The organism is Faecalispora sporosphaeroides DSM 1294 (assembly GCA_000383295.1).
GTDB lineage: Bacteria > Bacillota > Clostridia > Oscillospirales > Acutalibacteraceae > Faecalispora > Faecalispora sporosphaeroides.
The window spans coordinates 110800-126327 of record KB911069.1 but is presented as its reverse complement, the minus strand read 5'-3'; the positions used below and the strand labels follow the sequence as shown (position 1 = coordinate 126327).

The 15528-nt window shown below is 51.3% G+C and carries 13 protein-coding genes; all 13 read right to left on the bottom strand.

The window, feature by feature from the left end; all coding sequences use genetic code 11:
- Nucleotides 1–329 precede the first annotated feature (329 nt).
- A complete protein-coding gene (locus G340_RS0108605; protein ID WP_020073247.1) occupies nt 330–599 on the bottom strand; it encodes an HPr family phosphocarrier protein in 270 nt (89 codons plus the stop codon).
- Nucleotides 600–623: 24 nt separating this feature from the next.
- Nucleotides 624–2339, bottom strand: a complete 1716-nt coding sequence (gene ptsP, locus G340_RS0108600; protein WP_020073246.1) for a phosphoenolpyruvate--protein phosphotransferase — start codon at nt 2337–2339, stop codon at nt 624–626.
- 35 nt (nt 2340–2374) lie between these two features.
- On the bottom strand, nt 2375–3520 hold the full coding sequence (gene dgoD, locus G340_RS0108595; protein ID WP_020073245.1) for a galactonate dehydratase: 1146 nt from the start codon (nt 3518–3520) through the stop codon (nt 2375–2377).
- A gap of 79 nt (nt 3521–3599) precedes the next feature.
- Nucleotides 3600–4865, bottom strand: a complete 1266-nt coding sequence (locus G340_RS0108590; protein ID WP_020073244.1) for a PTS galactitol transporter subunit IIC — start codon at nt 4863–4865, stop codon at nt 3600–3602.
- A gap of 76 nt (nt 4866–4941) precedes the next feature.
- On the bottom strand, nt 4942–5235 hold the full coding sequence (locus G340_RS0108585) for a PTS sugar transporter subunit IIB (RefSeq protein WP_020073243.1): 294 nt from the start codon (nt 5233–5235) through the stop codon (nt 4942–4944).
- 1 nt (nt 5236) lies between these two features.
- Nucleotides 5237–5701, bottom strand: coding sequence for a PTS sugar transporter subunit IIA (locus tag G340_RS0108580; protein WP_020073242.1), 465 nt, complete (start codon nt 5699–5701; stop codon nt 5237–5239).
- Nucleotides 5702–5714: 13 nt separating this feature from the next.
- On the bottom strand, nt 5715–6341 hold the full coding sequence (locus tag G340_RS0108575; protein WP_020073241.1) for a bifunctional 4-hydroxy-2-oxoglutarate aldolase/2-dehydro-3-deoxy-phosphogluconate aldolase: 627 nt from the start codon (nt 6339–6341) through the stop codon (nt 5715–5717).
- 104 nt (nt 6342–6445) lie between these two features.
- A complete protein-coding gene (locus G340_RS0108570; RefSeq protein ID WP_020073240.1) occupies nt 6446–9316 on the bottom strand; it encodes a sigma 54-interacting transcriptional regulator in 2871 nt (956 codons plus the stop codon).
- A 33-nt stretch (nt 9317–9349) separates the two neighbouring features.
- Nucleotides 9350–10270, bottom strand: a complete 921-nt coding sequence (locus tag G340_RS0108565; RefSeq protein WP_020073239.1) for a phosphotriesterase family protein — start codon at nt 10268–10270, stop codon at nt 9350–9352.
- A gap of 226 nt (nt 10271–10496) precedes the next feature.
- The gene (locus G340_RS0108560; protein WP_020073238.1) at nt 10497–12110 is read right to left on the bottom strand and encodes a recombinase family protein; all 1614 of its coding nucleotides are present in this window, start codon (nt 12108–12110) and stop codon (nt 10497–10499) included.
- A complete protein-coding gene (locus G340_RS17250; RefSeq protein ID WP_020073237.1) occupies nt 12107–12454 on the bottom strand; it encodes a hypothetical protein in 348 nt (115 codons plus the stop codon). The genes G340_RS0108560 and G340_RS17250 overlap by 4 nt, the downstream gene beginning before the upstream one ends.
- The gene (locus tag G340_RS17105) at nt 12432–13778 is read right to left on the bottom strand and encodes a recombinase family protein (RefSeq protein WP_020073236.1); all 1347 of its coding nucleotides are present in this window, start codon (nt 13776–13778) and stop codon (nt 12432–12434) included. The genes G340_RS17250 and G340_RS17105 overlap by 23 nt, the downstream gene beginning before the upstream one ends.
- Before the next feature lies 1 nt (nt 13779).
- Nucleotides 13780–15447, bottom strand: a complete 1668-nt coding sequence (locus G340_RS0108550; protein WP_020073235.1) for a recombinase family protein — start codon at nt 15445–15447, stop codon at nt 13780–13782.
- Nucleotides 15448–15528 lie beyond the last annotated feature (81 nt).

The window sequence follows — 15528 nt, the reverse complement described above, 5'->3', positions numbered from 1 at the left end:
GGTGCCGACGGTTTAGCCGGGCCTACCGGACCCACTGGGCCTACCGGTGCCGACGGTTTAGCCGGGCCTACCGGGCCTGTGGGTGTTAAGTCGGGACTAAAACGCTCCAGCTGAAAAGACGCACTGAACGAATATTCCATTTCCTGGGGCTGGATTTTGGGCTTTGCGGAAATACCAAAAAGCGATCTCCCCCAAATACAATCGTCATTGGAAGGAGATCGCCATACTGTATGATACAGTTTTACTGATTTTTAACGCTGCTTTTTTACCCTCGAAATCGCCTCTCGTAAGATATCAAAATCTTCTCAGCGGCTGCGTGAACCATTCCTTTATTCGCCGATACCAGAATCGATCAACGCGATCAAAGATTCGACCGCCTCTTGCTCATCTTCCCCTGTGGCCTCTATCTTTACTCTGGCCCCATTTGCCAGACCCAGTGTCAATATCATAATAACCGACTTGGCGTTGCAGGAGGCCCCGCTGTCCATATTATAAATTTTAATTTGTGATTTGAACTTCGCGGCCGCTTTCACAAAATCAGAAGCAGGACGCGCATGCAGTCCGGTAGGATTGATAATAACTGTCGTTTTTTCACACATGATGATAACCCCTTTGTCTTTGCGCTATAGAATTTCGGCCAGCTGCTGCCGCAAATATTGCTCTACGCCGTCGGCTGTACTCAGGCCGCAAACATGGCGGGCTATTTCAGAAGTCCGCCGCGCATCTAACATGCCGATGCTTTTTTTGATTTGCGCCACATTGGACAGCCCCATGCTAAGACGGCGCACACCCAAGCCGATCAAAACAGCGGCGGCTAACGAATCGCCGCCCATTTCTCCGCACACGCCTACGGGCTTACCCTGTGCGGAAAAACTGCTTACCACCTGCCCAATCAAGCGAAACACTGCCGGATTGTACATTTGGCAATAGTGCCCTACAGCCGGGTTCATTCTGTCTGCCGCCATTGTGTATTGAGTGAGGTCGTTGGTGCCAATGCTGGCAAAGTCCACTTCCTTCGCCGCCAAATCGGCCATAAGTGCAATGGAAGGAATCTCGACCATGATTCCAATTTTTATCGTATCCGCATAAGGAATCTGCTCCTGATCCAGCTCCTGCTGCGCCTGCTTCAGCAGTTGTTTGGCTTTGCGTATATCCTCCACAGTTCCAACCATAGGGAACATAATCCACAACTGCCCGGCAACACTGGCCCTTAAGCAGGCACGCAGTTGGGTTAAAAAGATCTCGGGATGCTGGAAACACAAACGAAGCGCACGGTTCCCGAGAAACGGATTCTCCTCGACGGGAAGATTCAAATAGCTCAGCTTTTTATCTCCCCCCACATCCAAGGTGCGAATAATAACCGGCTTTCCCTCAAATGCCCGCAGTACCTGAGTATATGCTTTCACCTGCTCCTCTTCATCGGGGAGCGTATCCCTTCCCATATAGAGAAATTCCGTGCGGAGCAGGCCAACCCCGTCCAAATGGCAGCTGGCGTCCAATTCCTGCTTGGTGGCCAGGCCAATATTCAATTCGACCTCCACCCGTTCGCCGTCTAACATAACTGGCTCTGCCGACAACCATTTTCGCGTTACCTCTTGCTGTTTTTGAAATACCTCTCGTTTTTCCAGATAAGCCGCCTGCATGGGTTTTTCCGGATTCAGATATATTTCGCCTTTCGTTGCATCCACAATAACAACCGTATCCTGCCGAATTTCCGAGACTGCATTTGGAACGCCCAGCACCGCCGGAATTCCGTAGCTGCGCGCAATGATTGCGCTGTGGCTGGAAATTCCGCCGACTTCTGTAATGATTGCCAAAATCTTATCCGGGTCGAGCTTTGCGGTATCCGAAGGCAGTAAATCGTGCGCCAAGAGGACGATCGGCTCGTGAACAGAGGAAAGATCCTGCTCAGGCTGCCCCTGCATGCAGCGCAGCAAACGCGCTCTAATATCCAGCAAATCCGCACTTCGCTCCCGCATAACAGGGTCTGCCCCCTGCGCAATCACGGCCGCGTAGCGGCCAAACACCTGATAAACGGCTTCCTGCGCAGAGGTCGCATCTGAAATAGCGGCACGAATTTCTTCATCGATCACAATATCATGAAGAATATCCTGGTGTGCGTGAAAGATTTTTGCCTTTTCCGGATCACTTTTTTCTAAACGGTCGCACAGCGATTGCAGCTCTGTTTCGGCAGCCTGTATTCCCTCTTCATATTGTATTAATTCTTGTGCCTGACTGCCGTCCTGTACCGTTTTGTCCCATTTCTGCGGCACAAACGGCGCATAATGCAGCACACGGCCGACTGCGATTCCAGGAGATACGGGAATGCCCTGAAACATATTTTTTCCTCCTATTCAAAACTGACTGGGCGCCATTACCATTCCGCCATGGTGCCGTCATAATTATGCCATTTGGGGTTTGTCCAGTGCAACCCCTCAGCAGAAACCTTGCGAACCATTTCTTCGTCGATTTCAAGGCCAAGACCGGGTTTGCTGGGAATATCCACATAGCCGTCGTGGTACTGAAAGATTTCTTTGTTCTGAACAAAATCGAGCAGATCAAACCCCTTGTTATAATGGATGCCCAGACTTTGCTCCTGAATAAACACATTGGGTGTGCAAACATCGAGCTGCAAGGTAGCAGCCAGTGCAATGGGGCCATAAGGCGCGTGAGGGGCAACGGCCATATCGTAGGACTCTGCCATTGCGGCAATTTTCTTTGTTTCCAAAATGCCGCCAACCATCGCCACGTCCGGCTGAATAATATCTATGACCCCTTCCTGAAACAGCTTTTTATACTGCCAGCGGCTCACCAGCCGCTCGCCGGTTGCCAGGGGAGTAGAAACATGGCTGGCAATCTCCCGGAACGCTTCTTCGTTTTCGGGCAATACCACTTCTTCCATAAACATGAGCCGATAGGGCTCCAATTCATGGGCCAGCACCTTTGCCATTGCCTTGTGTACCCGTCCATGAAAATCGACACCGATTCCAAAGTATGGGCCGCAGGCCTCCCGAATAGAAGCGACACGGTCTATCACTTCCTGTATTTTCTCAAAAGAATCCACATAATGCAATTCTTCCGTCGCATTCATTTTAATGGCGTCAAACCCCATGTTTTTGCGCTCCAGCGCCTGCTGCGCAACGTCGCTCGGGCGGTCGCCGCCAACCCAGGAATACAGCTTGATTCTGTCACGTGCCCTGCCGCCTAAGAACTCATAAACGGGCATTTGATAATATTTGCCTTTAATATCCCACAGCGCCATTTCCAGCCCCGAAACAACCGTACCGTTAATGGGGCCGCCGCGGAAGAAGGACTTGTATAATTCCTGCCACAGGCGTTCAATCTCAAACGGGTCGCGTCCGATGAGGTATTCCCCCATTTCTTTGGCGCCCGCCACTACGGTTTCGGTTTTGGTGCCGGAGATCATTTCTCCCCAGCCCTCAATCCCCTCGTCCGTACTCAGCTTGACGAAGATCCAGCGCGGTTTTACCTGATATACCGTAATATTTGTGATTTTCATAAGTACCTCTCAATTCACGGAGCAGCCGGACGATGCCCGCGGCCTCGCCCGGCCGTTCCACAGATGAATAATAAAACTATTATTTGCCGAACAAGCCCGAAATCAAGCTTAAGATGTAAGAGAGCAGATGAGTGCCCGCGTCTTCGGTCGAGATCAGCGTCGAACCGGCCAAATCGTAGCCGCCGGCAACCGCCAAAGCGGTGTGCACCGGTGCCAGCGCGGTTGCAATTCCAAGCATAATGCAAGTGAAAATGATACAAGAAATGTAGCTGCGCACGACATTTCCTTTGCTGAAGGCGACCGGATAGGCGGAAAGCCACATGGCCTGATACGCAATATCCGAAATGGGCAGCAGGCGATTGAAAGGCAGAATCGCCGCCAGAATGATGGTAGTGGGCACCATCAGGATACCAACCGCAATACAACTGGGGTTTGCGATGGTGAGCGCTGCGTCTATGCCGATATGGAAATTATTGCCCACAAACTTTTTATTGAGCAGCTCTTTAATCGCTTCCGCAAAGGGAATCAGGCCTTCCATCAAAACCTGCATCATTTTGGGCGTCAAAACCATTGTAGCGGCAGTAAACATGGCAACCTTCAATACGCCGCCAACATCGTTTCCGCCCAAAATACCGAACAAAGCGCCCAAAACAGTGCCAATCATTAAGGGCTCGCCCAGCACACCAAATTTTTTCTGAATGGATTCGGGGTCTGCGTGCAGCTTATTCAAGCCGGGAATATGATCATAGATTTTATCAAGCCCAAATGCCAGAGGCGCCCAAGCAATACTGTTTGACGTCGGGAAGGAAACACCCGGCAGGCCAAACGCTTCCTCTACCACCGGCTGGGTCCAATCTGCGAGCTTAAAGGTAACGATCGCCGTAATCGCGCCGGCCACCAAACCGATGATAACGCTGCCGGAGGCGTAATAGCTGATTGCCGCACTGAAAATGAAGTGATTATAGCTCCAGAAATCAACCATAACGCAATTGGTCTTTTTCAGAACCAGCATCAGAACGTTAATCCCCAATACAACAAACACCACAACTGCCGCCATGGGATACGCCCAGGTAGCTGCGGCGCGGGCAGGCCAGCCCACGTCCATAATATCGGTGCGCAAGCCAAAGGTTTTTACCATGGACGCCACACTGGGGCCGACTTCGCTGATAAAGTTATTGATGACCAGCGTAACACCCGCAAAGCCAACGCCGGTTGTAATACAACATTTGATCAATGTATCGAGCTTTACACGCAGGCAAATGCCAATGACAAACATAATGATCGGCATCATGCACATTGGGCCCAAACCCGCAATCCAATTTAACGAATCGATAACTACTTTCACAATATATCCTCCGTCCAATTTAAAATCATAAATTTTCAGTAATGCCGCCTATAGAAAATTCAGATCGGGATGAAGATCATCCGTTTATGATCTTCAAAATTTGGTCGATAGCCTCCTTCTCGCCAACACCGGTAATAAAGCAGGTACCGCGCACAATCGGCACGGAATCGGTCAGGCTGTCTTTCAATGCACCGGTGGGAACAATGACGTCCGGGCGCTCCGCCTTTACCAGGCTTTGCACCTCCGCAAACTTGCACTGAATAAACTTTACATCGGAAATTCCCGCATCCGCCACCGCTTTTTTAATCTTGTTGATCGCCATTGTGGAGGTAATCATGGAAGAACCGCAGCAAACCATAATCTTTTTCATTCTATTTTCCTTCTTTCCTTAAAATTGTTTCAATTTCTTCGGGTGATCCCGCATTGACAATCGCCGCCATAACGGTTTCGTCAATTACCATATTCATCAGGCTTTGCAGGATTTCAATCTGCTTTCCGTTCTTATCGAGAGCAATATTGAATACCACCTTCACGTCTACCGTCAAATCCTCATTTCCTATTTGGGCAAATTGAACGGGGTTGCGCAATACCGCAATGCCAAGGGCTGAAGAAATGACATGCTCCGGCACCACATGCGGAATCGCCACATTGCAATAGGGAAGCTCCAATCCGGTTGGGTATTCCTCCTCCCTGGCAAGCACCGCATCGTAGAAGCTCTCTTTTACTTTTCCTTCCTGATACAGCGCATGGAACAGCAGCTGAAAAACCTCTTCTTTACTGGTTGCCTGTACATCTGTAAAAATACAACTGCGAAAAATCATATCATTTAATGTCAAATTATCACCCCCATTAAAGCCCAAGAGCTGCCTCTAAAGCATGCAGAGATTCCTTTAAGGCTTGTATATTGCCTGCGGCCACATCTTCTTTGCGGAACATGCCGGAGCCAATTCCAAGATAATCCGCGCCCGCCTTCAAAAATTCTCCTGCGTTCCCGGCATTCACGCCGCCCACGGCCATCAGACGCTGATGCCCCATGGGCGCGGCCAGCTGCCGAAAATAAGTGGGCCCAACCGTAATGGCCGGGAACACCTTTACAATGTCGGCTCCCCACGCAAACTGTGTTGAAATCTCGTGAGGCGAAAACGCCCCGGGGACGCTGATGACCTGATGTGCTTTACAATAATCCAGCATTTCCCGGGTGAAAGGCACGGGAGACAGAACAAAATTCACCCCTATATTCACCACATTCTCCAAAGCCGCCATATCGGTAATGGTACCCGCCCCAATCAAAAACCGGTCGCCATATTTTTCGATGGAGCGTTTTAAAATATTGCCGACATCCGGAGTGTTGTATGCAATTTCGACCGAACGAATCTTGCTTTCACTCAACGCCTCAAGAATATGGCCGGTCTCCTCCCATGTAAAGCCGCGCAGAATACTGGTGATGCGCGGAAACTGATCCACAGTGGTTTTCATGGATATGCTCCTTTCTGATTCGGAAAAAAATAGATAGGTGCGAGCGGTATGCTCACACCTATCTTTAAAAGCAATCGGCGTGCCAACTGATGGCAGGTTTTGTTTTATTTTGTCAGGGCGTTTAAAATTTCTTCTGTGGAATCCGCTTGCTTCAAACAGTTCAGCCGTTTTTCATCCACAATAATTTTATAAAAATCCTGTATCGATTCCATACAGTTTTCGTCTAAAGCAAACATAAACACAAAATCTGCCACACAATCCTCCGACCATTCGATGGAACGGCTGGTTTTCGCAACGCATATGGCAGGTTTTGTGACAAAGGCGGTATCCCCATGCGGAATGGCAACCCCCTGGGGCAGGCAGGTTGCTCCCATGTTCTCCCGCTTGTAAACGCTTAACTGAAAGTCGGACGTGACACAACCCTCGTTAACCAGCAGCTCCGACATTTTATCAAGCGCCTCGTTCTTGTCCGCAAAATCCACATTACACAGGATCAGCCCGGGGTGCAGCAGATGCGACAATGTATTTTGATGCTGACTGCAGCCTGCAAGTAAATTGTTCAACGTCATTGTTCCGTGACTCGAAAACACGTAATTCATGGCGAGAAACGGAATCCCGGGCAAATTGGGGTTCATGGTGCCGATCACAACCAACACCTCGTATTCCTTTGCAATCTGTTCCACACGGCTCAACATCGATTGACGATCCAGCAGACCAATCTCTTCAATATGGATATTGCTGCACTCCGGGATGGTGGCCTCTATAAAGCTGTGCACCCGCCGGGCGTTGCCCTCCCCCGTTGCGCATACGGTGAGAATGGCCGGGGGCCTGTTGGTACGGCGGCTGTTTTGCAGCAGACCCATTCGCATCCGGCCTTTCTCCAGCGCGTCCGCCAACTCATCCAACGTGTATTCTTCACTTAAATCCGCACGCCTGATGGCGTCCAAAACCATCAAAGTATCTACACGCGCGACACAGCGTACCCGCACCCCGGTGCGCAGCTCTACCTCCGGCGCAAAAGACGCCAGAGAGCCCATATCCACCAAAAGCAGGCAGCCCTTCCCTTCATCTATCGCCTGAACTGTTTGAACCGTGCGCTCCAATGCCTGTTCGCTGCTTTCCTCCAGATCCATGGTGATTCCCACGGCATTATCGTCCCGAAGCATTTTATTCGCCGTTTCCGCCATGGCCTTCCCCACTTCCCCATGAGTGAGCACGATGACGCGCACTCTGCTGCCGGGCGGATGCGAGGAAAACGTGTGCAAATACATGGCCACAACCGCCGCTTCTTCTTCCGGAAGCTTGAGCCCTATGCGCTCCGAGCAGAAAGCCAGCAGCTCCCGCGCCGCAATGTACTCCTGCGGGTATTTTTGCCGCCAGCCCTCCACATTCACTCTGGGGCGGTAGGTTTCTCCCGCAAGGCTGCGCACAACGGAATCCAAGTGGATGGCGAGTACCCCCAATAGATTGTCGTCCATCTGGGAGTACCTGTCTTTTAACTTCTCAACGGCCCTTTGCACCGTATCCCAAAGCAAAGGGTCTACCAAATCTTTCAGAACATTGTCTCTGCTTTTCGGCTGCACGCTGTCTTGCTGCTCATGATAAAACAGGCGCAGCTGCTGCGATAGCCTGGCCCGCACAACCCGCAGGCTTTCCTCGTCATCCATCCCGCTTTCCTGCAGCTGATTCAGATGATCCTGAATCATTTGATAAATACTCTCTTCTACGAGCGGGGCGCCGTCATCCGTCAATTCCTCCCCGGAAAGGACAAGCTCTTTCCAGAAATAACCGCCGCCCGACTGCCGGTAATACCGCAGCTGCTGATTGGTATGCAGGAGAGTCTCCACCAGTTCCGGCTTCAGGTAGATTTCATTTTGGTTGGAGGACATGCTTTCCAAAAAGGAGTTGGCACAGCAAACCTGAATATCGCTGTGCAGTTGCCCCACGTTCCCGGGGCAGGGGTATTGCAGCAGAATATTGATGGCCTGCGGGGAAACAACCAACGGGCGCTTGAGCTTGGCCGCCTCCTGCGCAAAAAAATTGCGCACAATCGCATAGCGCTCTTTTAAGGGGCGGCTTGCCAAATCCGGCATGGAAATTACAACCGGAATCCGCCGGCGAAAGGTGAGCAGCAAGCTGGATTCCGGCATGGAGGTCGTAGCCGCAATCAGCCGCACATTGACAAAACGCGGCGCGCCGGAATCCCCCAGCGGGCGGTAGCTCCCCTTATCCAGTAAGAAAAAAAGCAGCTCCTGCCCTTCGCTTGGCAGGCGATGAATTTCGTCTAAAAACAAAACGCCCCCGTTAGCCGCCTCGACAAGACCGCTTTTTGTTTTGTCCGCGCCGCTGAAGGCCCCTTTGACATAGCCGAACAACTGGCTGACCAACAGCTGTGGATTATCTGCGTAATCGGCACAGTTAAAGCTGATATAGGGGGCGTCGGCAGGCAGGAAGCCGTGATGAACGGCATACCGGTACATGCATTCGGCCAAAAGGGTTTTACCCGTTCCGGACGGCCCGATAATCAATGTGTGCAGCCCGTTGGGCGGGTAAGCAATCGCCGCCTTGGCCTGAGTGATTTGCGCTTTGAGCGCCCCATCCCAGCCAATTATGCCGGAAAAATCCGTTTCTCCGTCTATGGGTTCGGCCTTGGCCGGGGGAGCGACCTCTTCTTTTTGCGGGCGGGGCAATTCCTGACGAATGTTTTTTACCAAGTAGCGGGAAACCGAATACCCCAGCTCATTCAGGCAGCTTGTGAGCGCCCGGTCGGTAATAGAGGGATTTTCACGAAGAATGGCGGCGCAATCCCTCCTAAGCCCGGGCTTAATGCGCTCCCGGGAATCCGGCACACCGGCCTGATGGCGCAGCTCAACCACATGCTCGCGGCGAATGCCAAGCAACCCCGCAAGCTGGTCGTCGGTATAGGGTTTACGCGGGTTTTCACGCTGCAGCAATTTTTTCAAATCATTTTGCATACCAAATCACTCCAAGAAGTTTCTTGCCCCTTGTTATGCCCCGCACAAAATTCTGCGGGGATTCTGCACCACCATACGGTAAAAATCCTCCTCTGCCATAACCCGCAGCAGTTCCTTCTTGAATTGGGTCAGAATATAAGCAAAGCCGGGCTGTCCCCCGTAAGCAGGCAGATAATTCACCTTGCCCATATCGCCCGACAGGGCAACATGGTCGATGCAGCCGGCCTCCAACAAATCAGAAATCATTTTAACCCTGGCCGCATCGCGGTCAGCCAGTTCCCGCCCTACATGATCGATGCAGATCGTAGCGCCGGTACGGCAAAGCTCTATGGCATACTGAGTGTTTCGTGCGCTGTCTATATGGCAAAGCAAAACATCCGCGGGGTCTACCTTCAGTTTCTCCAGCAGAGACAGCTGCTCCAGCCCCATGGTTCCCTGATCGCAATGGGTGCTGATGGGAATGCCTGTTTCCAGATGCACGCGTGCAACCAAACGAATGGCGCGTTCTTCGTCCGGGGTAATCTGGTTCAGGCTGGTTCCGAACTTGATAACGCCGGGCCGTATGTCGGTTCCATCCATTCCGTTCCGAATCTCGTCCATCAGCAAATCGTATAGCTCCGCATCGCTTTTTTCGCCAAACCAGGGCGGCATAAATTGCTGCTTATGAAACCCCGTGCAGCAAATAACATGTACTCCCGTACTGCGCGCAATACGCCGGTATGCCGCAACATTGCGCCCATAGTTCAAAGGGCTCATCTCTACCAATGTTTGGCCGCCGACGGCACGAAAGCTTTCTGTTTCCCGCGCGGACGCCCCTTCGTCCTGCAAGGTATACTCCAAATATTTCGGGTCATCCAATTGCGGTTTTACCATAAGATGTTCATGTACATAAGTGATTCCCAGCTGTTCGCCATCTATCCATCCATCGACCGTCATCGCTCTATGCTGCTTCATAATTGACCTGGCTCCTCTTCCTGCTAGAATTTAGGCTCAGTATAGCACAGGCCTTTTTTATTTTCAAGAAACAAACCTACGGTCAGCGTATTTTCCCCCTGGAGCGACTACTTTCAAATCCGCATTGTCGGCGGTTTGCTGCCGTTTCTCATCGATGAGTGATGGAAAGGCGCGCCGTGAGAACGGCACCTTCAAAATCCGAACGCCTTCCTATAAATGGACGGTATCACCCGATTTTCTCTGCACCTTCTTCTTGTTTGGCGCACGGAATCAGCCTCATGAATTCATCCATATGGTTCCATACCATTTCGATTCTTCCGTTTCCATAGAGATAGATGCTTTCGATCAGTTGATCGGCCATTTCTTTTGAAAGCTCCGCAGCTACCCCGTACCGCTGGAGGTTCTCTATGAGGGAACACGGCTGACTGTTCTTCTGAAAGTCGCCGCGCTGTGCCTTTTCAAGCTCCGCGATTTTAGCGTCCGTTTCCGCAAGCTGCTTGCCGATATCCGCTTTTTGGCTGATGTAGCTGTCCCTGTTCAAAGTTCTGTCCCTGTATTTTTCATATATTCTCACTTTGGCCGCTCTCCGCTTTGCGAGAACGGCTTGAAGCTGCCTTGTCTGCTCTGCCAGAGCGGTGATTTCGTTGTCACCTTGCGTTTTCATTTTATTTAAAAGCAGTTCCGTGTCAAGCGTGACCGCTAACTGCGTATGCATCACAGATAAGACCGTCTGAATCAGGTTGCTTTCCGGAATTCTGTCCTTTGGGCAGTGGCTGCCGGCTGCATACTGGTGGCCGTCGCAATAATAATACACCTTTGCCGGAGCGCTGTTGCTTCTTCTCATGGCGTGCCGGCAAGCCCCGCATTTCACTTTGCCCAGCAGGGGCCTGACCTCTGTGTGTTTTCTGACCCTTTCAGGGGCGGAAAAACGATTTTGAACCGAAGCAAACAATTCTTCCGAAACAATCGCCTCATGGGTGTTCGGGACGACGATCCACCGATCTTTCGGAACCCGTTCCCCACGCGTGCTCCCGACAACAGGGCTTCGCTTTTTCCCGCTTACCATTTTCCCTGTGTAGCGTTCGTCGTGGAGAATGGTCAGGACCGTGGTATTATGCCAGTGGTTTTTGCCCCCGATCACGTTGTATTTGCGGTCACAGCCCATCAGCCTCTGATGGGCACAGGGAGTTGGAATGTTTTCCGCATTCAGAGCGGCTGCGATCCGAACCGCGTTTTTGCCCTCGTGCGCCATGGCAAAGATGCGCCGGACTGTGGCGGCGGCGGTTTCGTCAATCACCAGCTGTTTGCGGTTTTCCGGCGATTTTGCATAGCCGTAAGGGGCATGGCTGCCGATAAACTCGCCCTTTTCCATGCGGGTTTTCTTCGCGCTCCGCACCTTTTGTGACAAGTCTTTGCTGTATAGGGCATAAATCAAATTGCGAAAGCCAACATCCAGCCCGCCGGTCGTGCCTTCAAAATCACTGCTGTCAAATCGGTCGTTTACCGAGATAAACCGAACCCCCAAAAAGGGGAATATCTGCTCCAGATAATCGCCAACCTCAATATAGTTTCTTCCGAAACGGGAAAGGTCTTTCACAAGAATACAGCGTATGTTCCCCGCACGCACTTCCTCCAGCAGGGCGATCACACCCGGACGGTCAAAATTTGTGCCGCTGTAACCGTCGTCGCAGAATTCAACCGCCTCATACTGTGAAAGGTCGGGGGAGCTTTCTACAAAATTTTTCAGAAGCTCCCGCTGGTTCGCAATGCTGTTGCTCTCGCTTTCCTTTTCGTCCTCCCTCGACAGACGGATATACCGGGCAAGGAGATTTTTGCTCATATGCTCCCCGCCTTTCCGTCTGCCTCGATCTGGCGGAGCAGATTTTCAAATTCATCCCTGTACCGAAAGCAGATGGATACGGTTTTATCGCCGTATATTTCCACCCGTTCGATCAATTCGGCAGCCATTTCTGTCGTTATCGTCTTACTCTTCCGCCATTTTTTCAAAGCTGCGGGCCATGGCTTTTGGGGCGTGGCCTCCAGCCTGTGCTTTTGAGCAAACAGCTCGTCAAGGCAGCTTTGCAAAGCGCCTTCTTCTTCCTCATACCTGGATTTTGCAAAGAGATACTCCGCTTCGTCAAGGAGCTTTGCCTTGTAGTCCTCATAGAGACAGCTCCTGAGCATGGACAGTCTGGACAGCTTTTTTTTTTGTTTTGGCGAGCTCCTCGGCAAGCGCATTTTGATGCCGGCTGAGGCTTTTCGGCCCATTGAGCTTCGATACCAGCCGTTCGATGGAAACGGTAAGATCCATCTGCCTGCAAATGACCGCATAGAGAATGAGTAACAGCTCCGGCTCATCCATCCGCTTTTTCGTACAGTCGTTTTGGGAAATATCCTCGTAAGTGGCGCAGGTAAAGCAATTGAACGCCGTGCCGTTTGCTTCGAGCATTTTGCGGCGCTTCATTCTTCGCTTGCAGTCCCCGCAGAAAACCAGCCCTTGCAGAACGCCCGTCTCCTGCGGTTTCTTTCTATTCTCCACAAGGAATTCCCGTTCCTGTTTTATTTGCCGCACTGCCAGAAAGGTTTCTTCGTCAACCAGCGGTTCATGCGTATGCCGGATTTCTACCCACTGCTCCCGCGGCATATTCACGTAGCCGCCCTTGCCCCACAGGTCGGATTTGGTTTTACCCTGAACCATGTGACCAAGGTAGACCGGGTTGACCAAAATTCTGCGAACAGCGCTTTGATACCAATACCGCATGCCGGCGTAACGCTCGCTTTTTAAAATTCCCTTTGCGTAGCGATACCGGCTTGGGGAGGGAATCCCCAATTCATTCAGCCTCCGCGCAATGCGCAGATCCCCCATACCGCCCCTTGCCCACTCAAAAATGTTGCGCACAACGGGCGCCGTTTCTTCATCGACCACCAGCTTGCCGCCATCTCCTTTTCGGTAGCCGTAGGCCGCGACACACCCGGTAAATTCCCCTTTATTTCTCTTGACGGAAAGCCCCGATTTCGTCTTTTGCGAGATGTCTCTGGCATACACGTCATGAATCAGGTTCTTCAGCGGGACAACATAGCCATCGTCCTGATTGTTGGGATTCAGGCTGTCATAGCCGTCGTTTACAGAAATGAAGCGCACATGAAAAAACGGCAGTATTTTCTCAAGGTAGGCTCCGGTTTCAATGTAATTTCTTCCGAAACGGGAAAGGTCTTTCACGATAATGCAGTTGATTTTCCCGCTCCTGACTGCTTCCATCATCTCATGAAAGCCGGGGCGCTCAAAGCTCGTTCCCGTTTGATTGATATCCTGAAAAACAGATATGAGCTTTAAATAGGGCCTTTCTTCAATGTAGCGTTCCAGCATGGCAATCTGATTGCCGATGGAATCGCTTCCCTTTTTTCGGTCATCTTCAAAAGACAGCCTCCCATAGATACAGGTGTTCCATAGCGGCTCCAGGGCGGTTTGGTCGGGAGGTTCTGTCGCTTTTCTGCTGATTCTGGCCATATTACACCACCTCCCGCCTTGCAATCTGAGAGGGTTCCGCGATCTGTTTTTCAGCGTTTTCCGCAAAGAGCTGCGCCCGTTCATATTCACTTTGATACCGGAACCGGATTTCCACCCGGCTGCCGGGATAAACATGAATCCACTCGATCAGGGAAACCACCAGCTTTCGGGAAAGCCCGGCGATATTCCGGTTTTTTTTAAAGGCTTCCACCCAAATGCTGTTTGCCTCTTTCCCTGCAAGGATCGTGCTTTTGTTCTGCTTCAGTCGTTCGGCGGCCTGCTGTGCTTCCTCACACTTTTTCCCATAGATGCCCATGAATTCCCGGTATTCCTCCGCATCGAGCACACCGCTTTTCAAGTCCTCGTAAACAGACGCTCTGAGAGTTTTGTACTTTTGGATTTCCTCCTGCTTCATCAGAAGCTGGGTGTCAATCTTTCGGATTTCCTCCCGCTGCATGGGCAGTGTGTCGATCGTTCGCAGAATCCGCTCCACATTCAGAATCGAAGCGATATGATTTTGAACCGCTTTCAGAACCGCCTTTTCGAGTATCCGCTCACTGATGCAGTGGGTGGTGCAGCCGCACCCGGCTTTGTTTTTGGAGCAGTAATAATAGGCGTAACGCTTACCGCCCGCGGGCACGGTCTTTCGCACCATGCCGCTCCTACAGTCTGCACAGAAAATCAGGCCGGAGAATGGGTAGACCGTTTCTTCGTCCGGCGCGATGCGGGTATCCTGCATAAGCACACGGCTCACCGTATCGAACACCTCCTGTGCAATAATCGGCTTATGGGTGTTCTCCACCCGAATCCATTGATTCTCCGGTTTGAGAACCCGCTGTTTGATTTTATAGTTGGGAGTGCTTTCCTTTCCCTGCACAAGATGCCCTGCATAGACGGGGTTTTTGAGAATCCGGCCGATCGCCACAGCAGTCCATTTTGCCTTGGGGTTTACCTGAAAGCCGGTCGCAAAATTCATTCCCAAAAACCGCTTGTATTCCAAGGGGGACGGCTCGCCGATGTCATTGAGCCTGTCGGCGATCCCCTGCTGACTGAGTCCCTCCAGCTTCCACGCAAAAATATCCCGTACAATCTCAGCGGCATAGGGGTCAATGACCAGTTGATGTTTCGCTTCCTCCGACTTCAAATAGCCATATACGGCAAAAGCGCCGAGGAATTCGCCCTTCTTGCGCTTGATATCAAGCTGGCTCCTGATTTTCACGGAAATATCTCTGCAATACGCATCGTTGATGAGGTTCTTGAAAGGAATGATGATTTCGTCTGACTGCGTTCTTTCCTTTGCGCTGTCGTAGCCGTCGTTAATGGCAATGAAGCGCACACCTAAGAATGGAAAAATCCGCTCAATATACCGCCCTGCCTCGATGTAGTTTCTGCCGAAGCGGGACAGGTCTTTGACAATGATACAGTTGATTCGTCCGGCTTTTACGTCCTCCATCATCAGATGAAAGGCAGGACGATGAAAGTCAACGCCACTGAATCCGTCATCGATTCGTTCCGAACAGAGACGGATTTCAGGCGTTGACTTTACAAAATTGGCTATCAAATCTCTTTGATTAGAAATGCTGTCGCTTTCCGTTTTGTCGCCGTCCTCCTTGGACAAACGCAAATACCCGGCAGCATGATAGATGATTGCTCCCTCGCTGAACGGCATGGCGAAGCCTCCCGATTGATAAGGTCAAAAGCAAAACCTGACTGAATCAAGGGGAGCTTGCCAATATGCATCCGCTATTGC